Raw genomic sequence first — 12854 nt, 5'->3', positions numbered from 1 at the left:
ACCCCGGTCAGGTCGAGGACCACAGGGGGAGGACCGCAGGGGGAGGACCGCAGGGGTGGCCCGGCGCTACCTCCGGGTCGCCACGGCGCGGGCGAAGAACGCCAGGTTGGCGGGACGCTCGGCCAGGCGGCGCATCAGGTAGCCGTACCAGTCGGTGCCGTACGGCAGGTAGACCCGTACGGTGTGGCCGGCCTCGACCAGCCGGGTCTGCTCGTCCGGGCGTACCCCGTAGAGGAGCTGGAACTCGAACTCCTCGGGCGTACGGTCGAACCACCGGGACCGGTCCTCGGCGATGGCGATCAGTCGCGGGTCGTGGGTGGCGATCATCGGGTACCCCTGACCGGCGAGCAGGACGTTCAGGCACCGGACGTACGATTTGTCCACTTCCCGCGCGGACTGGTACGCCACCGACTCCGGCTCCTTGTAGGCCCCCTTGCAGAGTCGCACCCGCGAGCCCGGGGTGGCCAGCTCCCGACAGTCCGCCTCGGTACGCCGCAGGTACGCCTGGAGCACCGCCCCCGTACCCGGAAAGTCCTTGCGCAGCTCGGCCAGGATGTCGAGGGTCGAGTCGGTGGTGGTGTGGTCCTCCATGTCCAGGGTGACAGTGGTGCCGGCCGACGCGGCGGCGGCGCAGATCGCGTGCGCGTGCTCCCGGGCCAGCCGCTCGTCGAACTTCTGCCCGAGCGCGGAGAGCTTGACGCTGACCTCGGCCGGCGGGGTGAGCCCGGCCCCGGCGAGTCCACCGAGCAGCGCCAGGTACTCGTCCCGGACGGCGATCGCCTGGTCAGCACTGACGGTGTCCTCGCCCAGGTGGTCGATGGAGACCGCGAGACCGTCCGCGACGAGCTGGCGGGTGGCGCGCAGCGCGTCGTCGGTGGTGGTTCCGGCGACGAACCGGCGTACGACGTCCCGGGTGAACGGGGCCGTCTCGACGAGCCGCTCGATCCGGGTTGACCGGGAGGCGGCGAGGATGACCGATCGGAGCATGAGCCGAGCGTAACGCCAGCCGCTTGCCCGTACGCGGGGACCGCTGGCCGGGATCCCGGCCAGCCACTCACCCTCACCCGCCCTCCACCGCCACCCTCGCCCGCCCGCTCCCTCGCTGCACCGCCCACCCTCGCCCGCCGCCCTTCCGCTCGCGGCACCGCCGGGCGCCCGCCCCGCTCAGCGGGGATTTACGTGACGAAGGATGGTGTTGGTAGTCATTCCGGCTGCTACCGTCGTTTTCGGCACGCGCCGGAGCGTCGACGGCTACGCGCGGTTCCTTCCCCGCTACATGGGCGCGCCACCGGAGCCTCAAGTCGTCTACGGTTGTCGGGTGAACTTCGACGCGTACGCCCGGACCGGGGTCGATCTCGTCAACGCGCGACTCGACGACCTCGACGGCCTGCGGGCCGTTTTCACCGACGAGCACGGCTGGATGCGCGACGAGGTGACCGAACGGGACGTCGCCGTCTTCCGCCGCGCGCAGAAGCGCCTCCGGGACGTCTTCGAATTCGGCTCCTCGGGGCGGGACGCCGACGCGGTGACCGAACTGAATTCGCTTCTGGAGAGTTATCCCGTCCAACCACGCATCTCCGGGCACGACGCCAAGGACTGGCACATGCACGTGACCAGCCGGGGCGCCTCGGTCAGCGCCGAGTTCCTCGCCGGCGCGGTCTGGGGCCTCTCGGTCTGGCTGTGCGAGTACGGCAGTTCCCGGTTCGGCGTCTGCGCCGACGACCGGTGCGGCAACGTCTATCTGGACACCTCGTCCAACTGCTGCCGCCGGTTCTGCTCGGAACGCTGTGCCACCCGGTCGCACGTGGCGGCGCACCGGGCCCGGAAGCGGGCCGCGGTGGAGGCGGAGGCGCAGGCACCTGTCACGACCGGGGCCGAGGAGAAGACGCCGACTCCGGTCGGCTGACCGTCTGACGGCGGTGCCGCCCCTGCCCGGGTGCAGGGGCGGGCCGTCAACGCTCCTCGCGGAAATCCACGTGCCGGCGGAGCACCGGGTCGTACTTGCGCACCACCAGCCGCTCCGGGTCGTTGCGGCGGTTCTTCCTGGTCACGTACGTGTAGCCGCTGCCACCGGTGCTGCGCAGCTTGACGATCGGGCGTACGTCGTTGCGTCGGGCCATCAGCGCGCCACCTCCCGCCGCACCGGAACCCGCTCGATGCCGTCGCTCGGTTGGGCGGCGGTGCGGGCGATTCGTCTGGACATCTGGTTCCTCCTCGACCGCGAAGTACCGCGGTGACCGGTTTCGTCCCGGCCGGGACCGTCCCCGGCCCTGCCCGCCGAGTTCCACCGGGCGGGCGACTCTAACCTCGCCGACCCGGCCCCGTTCCCCCGACCGCTCCCCCGCGCCCGCCGCCCCCGCTACCTGTCCGCCCGCCGCCGCCCCTGCTCACGCAGTGACCACGGCTGCGGCTGCGGCCTCGACGCGTCCACTTCGGACTCGGGCCCGGCCAGGTGCGGGCTCGTGGCACCGAGACTCAGTCCGGGCCGGCGGCGGTCAGGTCGAGCCGCCAGTCGTTGGAGCGCATCGGCCGCCCCTTCGGGTACTCGAACTCGGTCTCGCCGCGCAGCTCGAACCCGGCCTTGCGGCAGACCGCGTTGGAGGCGGCGTTGTCGACCGAGGGATAGGCGTGCGCGTACCGGTGGGTCCGCTGTGCCCGGGCCTCGTCGACGGCGGCCAGCAGCGCGGCGGTGGCCAGCCCTCTGCCCTGGTACTCCGGGAGGATGCTCCAGCCCATCTCGTAGACCGCCTCGCCGTGCCAGTCCCGTCCCCAGTAACCGACGGTGCCGACCGGTACCCCGTCCGGCAGGGCGACCACCCGGAACATGCACCCCTGCCCGCCACCGCCGAACCGGACGTAACGCTCGTGCCGGGCAAGGAGCTGCTCCTCGGTCTCCGGACCGCCCAGGTGCCGCTTCATCTCCGGAATGTTGATCCGGCGGAGCAGGTCGAGGTCGCCCTCGCTCCACGGCTCGATCCGGACCCGATCCGCCGATCCGGCCACGCACCCCACCCCCTCCGGTTCACCACTGCACGTCATTCAAGCCGATCGGGCCGACATTCGCGTCGGTTCACCGGCCGGGGCCCGGGCCAGGTGCGGCGCGTCGAGGGTCGAGATGCGGTGCCGATCCAGCGGAGCGCCCAGTCCAGCGGCTCCCTGGACCAGCGACATGCCGAGGCCGGTACCCCGGATCGACCACTCGCCGGGCAGCTCGGGCCGCAACTCGAAGAGGATCTCCCGCCACCGTCGGGCCCGCTGGGCAGGCAACGTCACGCGAACCTTCCAGCAGGTACGAGAGGTGGGTCGACGGGCCACTCTACCCAGCGCACCCGCGCGCTGATCAGGTGCGGAGGAACCGGTCGACCGGCAGCGGGCGGTCGGCGATCCTGATGTCGCCGATCCATCCGTAGAAGCCGGGTCGCGGGACACGATCGTGGTGGTACACCCCGACCAGCCATGGCTCGCCCGTGGTGGCCAGCCCGGACGCCGCGACCGAGGGGTTGCGGAGCAGCCGTGCGCCGTCGACGTAGAGGGTGCTGAGCCGGCCGTCGTTCACCACCGCGACGTGGAACCACTCCCCGGCCGCCAGCTCGTGCCCCCAGTTGGCGACGATGCCGTCGAGTTCGACCGGGAAGACGGCCCACTTCAGCGCCATCCCGGGGGAGAGTCCCAACAGCGCGGTCGGCTCCGCCGGGTCGGAACCGGTCTTGCCGGCGTCCCGGCCGGTGCCGTACCGGCTCAGGATGCCCATCCCGCCCGAGCCGATCTCCCGGACGTCGGCCGGCAGCTTCACGAACGCCTCGACCGTGTAGCCGTGCCGCAACGTCGCCGCGTTCAGCGGCGCACCGTCGACAGTACGCAGGTAGCCGCCCGGTGCCGCCGGCCCGCCGCCGGAGAAGAAGAGGCTGGCGTGCGCCGGCTGGTCGTCGTGGTGCTCGGTCGACCAGCGCAACGTCTCCGGCCGGGCACCTGGCAGGCTGAGCCGGGTCAGGTGGTTGCCCCGGCCGGAGAGATCCTCGACCCGGAAGCCGTCCGGTACCGCCTCGCCGTCCCGCCCCCGGTCGAACCGCCAGTACGCCACGACGCCGTCACCGACCACGGCCGTCGATCCGCGCGGCGCTCGGCGGGCGGCCGGGGCGAAGCCGGCGAACCGGTCGGCGAAGTCGATCGCCAGGCTGAACCGGTTGGCCGGGTCGGTCAGCTCGACCTCCCGCCGGGCCAGCGCGTTGCGCCGCTGCGCCGGCTGGCCGAGAATCCACGGCGAGAGCGTCTCGACGTCGATGGTGTTCCGGGCCAGGTCGAACGAGTAGAGCCGGAGCATCCCGCCACCGCCGTAGTAGCGGTCCTGGTAGTTGGTGATGTGCACCTGCACGTCCCGGCCGGTGTCGTTGCGCAACACGGTGCGTCCGGGCGGCCAGTAGTGCCCGTTGAGGGTGAGGAAGATCTGGTCGCTGTCCCTGACGAGCCGGTCCCAGAGCCGCTGGCCGTGCCCGGAGAGCCAGGTGGCACCGGCGTGGTCGGCGTCGGCCAGGTCGTGGGTGGTCAGGATGGCCGGGCTGGTCGGATGCGCCGCCAGCACCGACCTCGCCCAGTCGAGGGTGCCGTCCGAGGGCCGCCAGTCCAGCGCCAGCAGCAGCCACTTGCGCCCAGCGGCGGAGAAGACGTGGTACGAGTTGTAGCCGTCCGGCGTGGCGCCGCCGTACGTCGGCTGCCGGCGCAGCCGGTGCGGACCGAAGACCTCCAGGTACGCGCTCGGTCCACGCTGGTCGGTGGTGGAGGCGTCGATGTCGTGGTTGCCGGCCAGCACGCTGTACGGCATCAGGTGCCGGTCGAGGATCTCGAAGACCCGGCCCGCCTCGGCCAGCTCGGCGGGGGCACCGTTCTCGACGACGTCCCCGAGGTGGGCGGTGTGCACGATGTTCCGCTCCGAGCGGTGCGCCACGATCCAGCGCAGTGTCGCGGCCAGCGGCGCGCTGTCGCCCCGCTCACCGTCGAAGAGATACTGGGTGTCCGGGACGACGGCGAGGGTGAACCGGGGCGAGGCGGTGTCCGGGGCGTAGCCGTCGGCGCCGGCCCGCTGCCAGGCGAGCGTGGCGGCCGGCAGCCCCGCACCGGCGGTGACACCGCTCACCAGCCCGGCCCCGACCAGCCCGGCGCCCTGGAGGAACCCGCGTCGGCTCGGGTTCTGTCCCATCTCGTGCTCCTCTGATCGCCGTTCCGCCGCTCGGCATGCGGATGGTGCCGATTCTGTCGAGGTTGGGGCAGGTTCGTGGGCGGACGGGTTCGTGGCTGGGACGGTTTCGTGGTGGGGTCGTTCGCTGGGTGGCTGCGGTGCTGGCCGCTACCGGGTCAGGTCGACCCTGACCCGGTGGGACGCTCGTCGGTGTGCTGGTGGTGGATCGAGGAGCTGGCCCGGCCGGTGCGGGCCAGCGGCTTGCTGCCGAGGTGCGGGTCGAACATCGCCAGGTGGGAGCCGCCCGGTACCGGCCCGCCACGCCACATCCGGGGCGACCGGACGCCGTACTCGAACATGGCGGCGTAGCCGAGGAATCCGAGGGCGAGCACGATCAGGGCGATCTCGGCTCCGGCAAGGAGCAGCGGCCAGAGCGGGCCGGTGGCGACGACCACGGCGTCGATGCCGATCCCGTAGACCACGGCGGCGACGGCCAGCAGGGCGGTGCCGATGCCGTAGGCGAAGAAGCGGTGCCGCCGGGTCAGGGTGGCGGAGAAGACGGTGAAGACAACCGTCTGTCCACAGTGTCCGCACTGGATCCGCTGCTCGGCCTTGCCGTACGCCGGGCGTTTGGCGGTGCGGGCCGTCTCGCAGTACTGGATGCCGAAGCCGCCACCGTCCGAGGCCAGATCCAGGACATGCCCCGCTTCGAGGCGTATCCGATCTCGGACGTGCCAGAACGCCACCCGATCCTCCCGCCGAAGCCAGACATCCATGTACGGCTATCCTGACACATTTCGGCATGGATGCCCTGTGGCGTCTGACACGGGCGAATTGGCGGCATGTGGTAGGCCTCGGTCGGTTCGATGTGGTGAGGCGAGCCCTCAGCACCCCTTCCAGCTCAGCCGGCCTGCTCGACCGGCCCGTGACCGGTTACCGCGCGGAGCTACAGCAAGGGCTGCGGCAGGTGGCGACTATCGAGACCCGCCACCAACTGCCGCATGCCTGGCACCTCCGCCCAGTCCTCCCAGGAACTGTCGATCACGACCGGCCCGTTGACCCGCTGCAGGATGACGCGTTCGCCGTTGAACAGCAGCACCCCGTACGCCGGATAGTCGTTGAAGAACGCCAGTACCACTCGGATCATCGTCCGGGTGGCCTCGTCGCGCGCCTCTTCGGTTGCCCGGTTCGACAGCCGAAACGTCGCGGTCACCCGATGGTCGAAGCCGAGGATGCCGGCGATCGGCGACACCTCGTCCGGATCTTCCTCGCGGGCGGTCACGTCAAGCGCGTCACATCGGACGAAGTTGCCCAGCACCTCGCCGCCGGTGGCATTCGCGACGAAGGTGCTGAACTTTTCGGTCGTCAGGTCGGCGGAGGCGTAGAGCACGTATTCCATTGCCATGAGCAGTGCCTATCTCACGAGGTGAACGGATAGAAGGGGATGACCTGGCCGTCCTTGACAATCTTGATTTCCTGCAGCGCATCAATCGGTTTGCGGCGCAGGATCTCGGTGACGGCAACCTCCACCAGGCCGTCACTGCTGCGCCCCGTCGCGGTCAACTCCGAGACCCGTTGCGACAGCTCACGGGCCTGCCGAAGCCGTTCCTCGATCTGCGTCTCCCACGAATCGACCCACCGCTCGGTCTCATCGAGGTACCGCTCGTCACCCAGCATGCGTTGCTCCCCTCCCCGGACCAACTGAGGCCGGCAACCCGTCGAATTCATCGACACGTGCAGCAACGCTGATGCTATTTATCGGACACGCCCACCCATCTCCCATTTGGCCGAGCCATGTGCGCCGACGACCCGACTGCCGCAGCCGGCGCAGCGGCCGTCGCTCGCCGTCAGTCGGCGCAGGATCCGGGGTGGTTGACGAACCGGTTGCAGCGTCGGCTGCCGGGGCCAGCGCGGCGTCCGCCGATCGCGGCGTCACACCATATTCGGGTACGCGTCGACTGCTCGTCCTCTTCCGAGATGCTCGCCTCACCAAAGTCGAGTACGGGTACGTGCGCGAGCGAGGTACGCAGCGTGGTGACCAGGTCGACGGCCGCCTCCTGGCTCGTAAGGGTGGTGGGCAGATGGATCACCCAGTGTGGGGCGCTCACCATTGACCCCGGTTGCGGGGCTGCTGGTCCTGGTCGGTGCCGTTGACCGCTCGGCGGCCGGTGACCGGTCGGGGATCTGCTCCGGCTGGGGAGGCGGGGTCAGCGGGCGGGTCGGCGAACTTGCAGCCGATGTGTCGGGCCTGCCACTGGCGTAGGCCCTGGCGAACGCGTTCAAGCTGGCTGCGGGCGGTAGTGGCGTCGCGTTCGAGGCGTTCGACCTCGGCGGCGACCAGGCGGAGGAACTCGTAGACCTCATCGGGGTCGAGGCCACGCCATCGGCGGCGCATCACCGCGGACGCGACGCGGATGACGGCGGGGCGCAGACGCTCACCGGCCTGGCTCATGTCCCTCCTCGGTTCGTTCGGTTGACGGGTCGGCGCCGAGGCGGGCGGGGACGACCGGTACGACCGCGCGTGCCCGTACCGACCGGAGCCCAGCACCCGCCCCGGGCCACCACTTCACCTTCTCGATGCGCGTGAGCAGGGACTACAGCGATTCGGGAGCCTGATAGGCGCAAAACTGAGGCATCTGAGTGTCCAGTGAGTCGACGGAGTGTCATTACAGTTGCGGCATGAGAAGGGAGTTGCCGTGCCCTTGAAACGACAGCGGCTCTGCCAGCGCCGCAAGGCGCTCGGGTACAGCCAGGAGCGGTTGGCCGAGCTCCTCGGGGTGGAGCGGTCGACCGTCGTACGGTGGGAAAGCGCCGAGACCGACCCACAGCCCTGGCACCGGCGGCGGATTGCCGAGGTGCTACAGGTCACGCTGGACCAGCTCGACGACATGCTCTGCGATGTGACCGCACCGATTCGACGGGGGCAGACCATGGGAGACGACTCGCGTCACGCCTCCTCGGCGGCTGTCCGAGCCGAGTTGCTCAGTGGCCTTCGCACCTTCCTCACCGACTACCTGCCCGAGTCGGAGCCGGATCGGCCCACTCGCACCCTCACCGAAATACGACGTGACGTGACCCGCGTGCACGCCCTCTATCACCGGGCGAGCTACAGCAGCGTTGCCCGCCTTCTGCCTGAACTGCTCCGACATTCCACCGAGCTGACAAACAAGGGCTCGTGGCCGCACCGCAGCAGCGCGTTTCGGCTGCTGGCTGCCGCCTATCTCGCGGCCTCGAAGGTCGCCGTGAAGATTGGCGATGGGGACACTGCGCTGATGGCGGCTGACCGAGCAGCCACCGCCGCAAGAGTCGCGGACGACCTGGGGCTGATGTCGATCGCCGCATATCAGGCCGCTTGCGCGCTTCTTCGGCTACCCGGCCGACTGGACGAGGCGGAGCGGGTGACACACGCCAGCATCGAGCAGTTGGCGCGGAACAGGCCCACCACCGACCTCAACCTGCTCTCCGCGTACGGTGCCCTGCTGCTTCTGGCCGCACTCATCGCCGCACATCAAGGGCAGACACCGGTAGCAAACGCTCGGTTGGCCGAGGGCCAGAGCCTGGCCGCAGGACTCAGGACGGACCAGAACCGGCTGTGGACCGGCTTCGGTCCGACCAACGTCGTCATCCACGGTGTTTCGGCTGCGGTGCAGGCCGGCAACGGCAGCCGAGCCATCGATATCGGCGCAAGGCTCGACGCCTCACGTCTGCCACCCGCGCTGGTCGGTCGACGGGCGCAGGTACATCTCGACCTGGCGACGGCCACCGCCATGGCGTCCGACGGCGGCTCGCTCGCGGTACTGCACCTGCTGGAGGCGGAACGAGTCGCCCCCGAGTCCGTACGTGTCAACGTGCAGGCCCGGGCACTACTGCTCGATCTGATGTCGAAGGAACGCCGGTCGGCCACTCCCGGTCTTCGCCCACTGGCTGAGCGAGCAGGCTTGCTGACGTGAGCAAGCGACCTGTCCTGTACCTCGTGGTCTGCGCCGCGCCGCCGGTACTCCAGATCGGCGAACTCATCGAGCTGCTGATGGAGGACGGCTGGGCGGTTTGGGTGATCGCAACACCAACGGCGGCGAGCTGGATCGACCTGGAGACACTGGCGCAGCAGACGGGCAACCGCGTCCGCCACGAGCGCCGCAAGCCTGACGAGCCCGACCAACTGCCGAAGGCGGACGCCGTGCTGGTCGCTCCCGCCACCTTCAACACGATCAACAAGTGGGCCCTCGGCATCAACGACACCCTCGCCCTGGGCATCCTCAACGAGGTACTCGGCCTCGGCCTACCCATCCTCGTCTCCCCGTACGCCAAGAAGGCCCTGACCACCCACCCGGCGTACCAGCCTCATGTGCGGATGCTCAATGACTCTGGGGTCACCTTCACCGAACCGGATTCCATCCGGCCATCGACGCCAGGTAACCCGTTCGAGTGGTCACGGTTGGCGGCTGAGTTGGCAAAGCTAGCCAGAAGCTCGGCAACTCGACTAGACAGGTCATGAGCCTCCGGACCCAGACCTGGTTCGAAGCAGCCGACGAGCCGCTAGCCTCTCCGGGGTGACGGAGCTGGCACGGGGCATCTACGAACACCTCATCACCAACGAGATTGCCGGCAAGCTCGAACGCCTCGATCCCGAACTGATCGAACGAGCCGCCCTTGACCCGGCTGATGCCCACGTCGTGCTGGCACGGCATATCACCGGGCTGGCTCAACGGGCACTGCGCTCCATCGGCGGCAACGACAACGAGCGACTCGCTCGACAGATCGCGATGGCCAACAGCATCGCGCAGCGCATCGCGGACATTGAGCCACGTGCAGTCGGCGATGAGGACCAACTAGCCGAGGCGCACAGGCAGCTCCTCACCGCCATCGCTCACCCACCGATGCCACCGGCCGCCCCGCACTTTCCGGTCCGGCCCAGCACTCCGCTGTCTACCGGTGCCCTCCTGGTCAACGGGCGACACCAGCCCCGCATCGGGCACGAGGTCAACACCGAGATGGCCTCGGCGGATCGAGTCGATCTGCTCTGCGCCTTCATCACCTGGTACGGCGTGCGCATGCTGGAGGGTTCCATCCAAGAGCTGATTGCTCGCGGTGGCCGCCTCCGAGTCATCACCACGACCTACCTTGGCGCGACGGACCACCGTGCCGTGAATCGGCTCGCCGAGCTGGGGGCCGAGATCAGGATTTCCTATGAAACCAAGACCACTCGGCTGCATGCCAAGGCTTGGCGCTTTTACCGGAACAGCGGGGTCGTCACCGCCTACGTCGGCTCCTCGAACCTGTCCCGGGCAGCCCTGGTCGACGGCCTGGAGTGGAACGTCCGGGTCTCCAACCTGGAGCAGCCTCACGTACTAGACACCTTCGATGCAACGTTTACCGACTACTGGAACGATCCGGCCTTTGAATCGTACGACCCAGCCCTGCACGGCGATCGCCTCCGGCGAGCTCTTCAGCACGAGCGCCGGTCGCGGCTCCCGCGTGGTCAACGCCTGGTGGAGCCCACCGAGACCGACATCGAGATCACTAACATCGATGTCCGCCCCTACGGCTATCAGCGGGAAATCCTCTCCGACCTCGAGGCCGAACGCCTGGTGCACGGTCGCCACCGCAACCTGGTGGTGATGGCGACCGGCACCGGCAAGACGGTGGTCGCTGCCCTCGATTACCGTCGCCTCTGGAACGACCGCAAGGTCGATAGCCTGCTCTTCATCGCGCATCAGGAGCAGATCCTTCGGCAGAGCCGCTCGGTCTTTCGGCAAGTGCTGCATCAGGGCAGCTTCGGCGAAGTCCTGGTCGGCGGCGAAAAGCCACGCGACTGGCGGTACGTCTTCGCCTCGATTCAATCCCTGCATCGGCTCGGCGAGGAGGATCTACCGCCCGACCGATTCGACATGGTGATCGTTGACGAATTCCATCACGCCGAGGCGCCCACGTATGCACGCGTGCTGACGCGACTCAAACCCCGCGTACTCCTCGGCTTGACCGCGACTCCGGATCGGACGGACGGCGGCGACGTGCGCCGCTGGTTCGACGGACGGGCAGCAGTCGAACTGCACCTGTGGGAAGCGCTCGAACGACAACTTCTCGCGCCGTTCCAATACTTCGGCCTACACGACGACGTCGATCTGTCGACGCTGCGCTGGCGGCGCAGCCAGGGCTACGACCCGAGCGAGTTGAGCAAGCTCTACACCGGCAACCGGGCGCGCGTCTCGAAAATCTTGCGAGCGGTACGTGACAAGGTCGATGTCGCGCAAATGCGGGCGCTGGGCTTCTGTGTGAGTGTCGATCATGCCAAGTACATGGCGGAGTCGTTCAGTTGGTCAGGGGTGCCGTCCGCAGCCGTGACCTCGCGCCTTGACGCCGATCAGCGCAGGCGGTTACTCGACAGCTTTCGACGTGGCGAGTTGCGGGTCCTCTTCACCGTGGACCTGTTCAACGAGGGCGTCGACCTGCCGATGGTCGACACGATCCTGATGCTTCGTCCCACCGAGAGCGCCACGGTCTTCCTTCAGCAGCTCGGCCGGGGACTGCGCCTTGACGAGGGCAAAGCCTGCTTGACTGTGCTCGATTTCATCGGTGGCCAACACGCCAACTTCCGTTTCGACCTTCGATGGCGAGCGCTGACCGGAGTCAGCCGCCGAGCGCTGACTAACGCTGTCGCTGACGATTTTCCGCACCTGCCCAGCGGCTGTCACATTGAGCTCGATCGGGTAGCGAAGGACATCGTCCTGGCCAACCTCAAGGCAGCGCTGCCCAACTCGACGGCCAACCTCACCGCTGAGTTACGAGAGCTCGGAGACGTCAGCCTCGCCGATTTCCTCCGTGAAACCGGCCTGGAGCTGGACGACATCTACCGTCGCAAGAGCCTCGGCGGCTGGACCGGGCTCCGCCGTCGAGCCGGCCTGAGCCAGGGTCCTATCGGGCCGGATGACGCCACACTTGGCGCCGCCATCGGTCGGATGCTGCACCTGGACGACCCGGACCGGCTCGCTCTGCTTCGCCAGGTCGCCGCCGAGCGGCGCCCCGGCGCTGACCGACTCGCAGACCTCCTACACATCGTGCTCTGGGGTAACAGAATTCCGCTTGACCGCAAGGAGGAAGGACTACGGCGGCTCTGGGGTCATCCAGACCGGTGCGATGAACTCGTCCAGCTTGCTGGGGTGCTGGAGGACCGCATCCACCGGATCACAACCGGACCGGTCTCGGCAACCGTCCCACTACGGGTGCACGCCCGGTACAGCCGCGATGAGGCCTGTGCCGGCTTCGGCGTGTCGGATCCAACGCAGCTTCGTGAAGGCGTGAAGTGGGTGCCGGAAGAGCAAGCCGACCTCTTCTTCGTCACGCTACTCAAGAGTGAGCGCCACTACTCCCCCACCACCATGTACGCCGACCGCGCCATCACCGACGAGCTCTTCCAATGGGAGTCGCAGAGTACTACCTCGGCAGCTTCACCGACCGGGCAGCGCTACATCCGCCATGCCAAGGGCGGATCGACTGTGCATCTCTTCGTCCGTGAGGCCAAAATCCGTGATGGAGACCTCGGCGCTCCGCCGTATCTGTATGCCGGCCCGATGACCTATGACTCGCACACCGGCAGCCGGCCAATGCGAGTACTGTGGCGGCTCGACAAACCTCTCCCACCCGACGTCTATTCAGCTGCCCGGAACATCGCAGCCTGAGGACG

14 protein-coding genes are annotated in these 12854 nt (G+C 68.6%); 4 read left to right on the top strand and 10 right to left on the bottom strand.

Annotated features, from left to right (window positions below):
• Positions 1-66: 66 nt before the first annotated feature.
• Positions 67-987, bottom strand: a complete 921-nt coding sequence (locus tag CLT71_RS25955; RefSeq protein ID WP_101369416.1) for a proline dehydrogenase family protein — start codon at positions 985-987, stop codon at positions 67-69.
• 331 nt (positions 988-1318) lie between these two features.
• Between CLT71_RS25955 and CLT71_RS25950 the strand changes: the two genes are divergently transcribed.
• Positions 1319-1906 carry a CGNR zinc finger domain-containing protein gene (locus tag CLT71_RS25950; RefSeq protein ID WP_101369415.1) on the top strand — a complete coding sequence of 196 codons (588 nt, stop codon included), beginning with the start codon at positions 1319-1321 and terminating at the stop codon, positions 1904-1906.
• Positions 1907-1952: 46 nt separating this feature from the next.
• On the opposite strand, the gene rpmG is transcribed toward CLT71_RS25950, so the two are convergent.
• From rpmG to CLT71_RS36630, 9 genes are all read right to left on the bottom strand, one after another.
• Positions 1953-2120: a 50S ribosomal protein L33 gene (gene rpmG, locus CLT71_RS25945; RefSeq protein WP_101369414.1), complete on the bottom strand. Its 168-nt coding sequence runs from the start codon at positions 2118-2120 to the stop codon at positions 1953-1955.
• A gap of 355 nt (positions 2121-2475) precedes the next feature.
• Positions 2476-3003, bottom strand: coding sequence for a GNAT family N-acetyltransferase (locus CLT71_RS25940; protein ID WP_486483448.1), 528 nt, complete (start codon positions 3001-3003; stop codon positions 2476-2478).
• A gap of 36 nt (positions 3004-3039) precedes the next feature.
• On the bottom strand, positions 3040-3273 hold the full coding sequence (locus CLT71_RS25935; protein ID WP_101369412.1) for a hypothetical protein: 234 nt from the start codon (positions 3271-3273) through the stop codon (positions 3040-3042).
• 67 nt (positions 3274-3340) lie between these two features.
• Entirely contained in the window at positions 3341-5194 is a 1854-nt protein-coding gene (locus tag CLT71_RS25930; protein ID WP_101369411.1) for a LamG-like jellyroll fold domain-containing protein, read from the bottom strand.
• 155 nt (positions 5195-5349) lie between these two features.
• Positions 5350-5949 carry a hypothetical protein gene (locus tag CLT71_RS25925; protein ID WP_101369410.1) on the bottom strand — a complete coding sequence of 200 codons (600 nt, stop codon included), beginning with the start codon at positions 5947-5949 and terminating at the stop codon, positions 5350-5352.
• Positions 5950-6119: 170 nt separating this feature from the next.
• Positions 6120-6578, bottom strand: a complete 459-nt coding sequence (locus tag CLT71_RS25920; protein WP_143743620.1) for a SitI3 family protein — start codon at positions 6576-6578, stop codon at positions 6120-6122.
• 14 nt (positions 6579-6592) lie between these two features.
• The gene (locus tag CLT71_RS25915; RefSeq protein ID WP_101369408.1) at positions 6593-6850 is read right to left on the bottom strand and encodes a hypothetical protein; all 258 of its coding nucleotides are present in this window, start codon (positions 6848-6850) and stop codon (positions 6593-6595) included.
• Positions 6851-7020: 170 nt separating this feature from the next.
• On the bottom strand, positions 7021-7281 hold the full coding sequence (locus CLT71_RS25910) for a hypothetical protein (protein ID WP_486483447.1): 261 nt from the start codon (positions 7279-7281) through the stop codon (positions 7021-7023).
• Positions 7278-7625 (bottom strand): DivIVA domain-containing protein, encoded by a 348-nt coding sequence (locus CLT71_RS36630; protein ID WP_143743619.1) that lies wholly within the window; start codon positions 7623-7625, stop codon positions 7278-7280. The genes CLT71_RS25910 and CLT71_RS36630 overlap by 4 nt, the downstream gene beginning before the upstream one ends.
• A gap of 244 nt (positions 7626-7869) precedes the next feature.
• On the opposite strand from CLT71_RS36630, the gene CLT71_RS25900 reads away from it, so the two are divergent.
• The 3 genes from CLT71_RS25900 to CLT71_RS25890 are packed head-to-tail and all read left to right on the top strand — an operon-like array spanning position 7870 to position 12849.
• Positions 7870-9123, top strand: coding sequence for a helix-turn-helix domain-containing protein (locus CLT71_RS25900; RefSeq protein WP_158242310.1), 1254 nt, complete (start codon positions 7870-7872; stop codon positions 9121-9123).
• Positions 9120-9668 carry a flavoprotein gene (locus CLT71_RS25895; protein ID WP_101369405.1) on the top strand — a complete coding sequence of 183 codons (549 nt, stop codon included), beginning with the start codon at positions 9120-9122 and terminating at the stop codon, positions 9666-9668. The genes CLT71_RS25900 and CLT71_RS25895 overlap by 4 nt, the downstream gene beginning before the upstream one ends.
• A 55-nt stretch (positions 9669-9723) precedes the next feature.
• A complete protein-coding gene (locus tag CLT71_RS25890) occupies positions 9724-12849 on the top strand; it encodes a DUF3427 domain-containing protein (protein WP_101369404.1) in 3126 nt (1041 codons plus the stop codon).
• Positions 12850-12854 lie beyond the last annotated feature (5 nt).

This window comes from Plantactinospora sp. CNZ320 (assembly GCF_002846275.1).
This window is presented reverse-complemented; position numbering and strand designations above follow the sequence as displayed.

Bases quoted from the DNA above. Each gene is read 5' to 3' on its own strand.
- CLT71_RS25955 (WP_101369416.1), bottom strand. From the start codon at position 987: ATGCTCCGATCGGTCATCCTCGCCGCCTCCCGGTCAACCCGGATCGAG.
- rpmG (WP_101369414.1), bottom strand. From the start codon at position 2,120: ATGGCCCGACGCAACGACGTACGCCCGATCGTCAAGCTGCGCAGCACC.
- CLT71_RS25930 (WP_101369411.1), bottom strand. From the start codon at position 5,194: ATGGGACAGAACCCGAGCCGACGCGGGTTCCTCCAGGGCGCCGGGCTG.
- CLT71_RS25925 (WP_101369410.1), bottom strand. From the start codon at position 5,949: ATGGATGTCTGGCTTCGGCGGGAGGATCGGGTGGCGTTCTGGCACGTC.
- CLT71_RS25920 (WP_143743620.1), bottom strand. From the start codon at position 6,578: ATGGCAATGGAATACGTGCTCTACGCCTCCGCCGACCTGACGACCGAA.
- CLT71_RS25915 (WP_101369408.1), bottom strand. From the start codon at position 6,850: ATGCTGGGTGACGAGCGGTACCTCGATGAGACCGAGCGGTGGGTCGAT.
- CLT71_RS36630 (WP_143743619.1), bottom strand. From the start codon at position 7,625: ATGAGCCAGGCCGGTGAGCGTCTGCGCCCCGCCGTCATCCGCGTCGCG.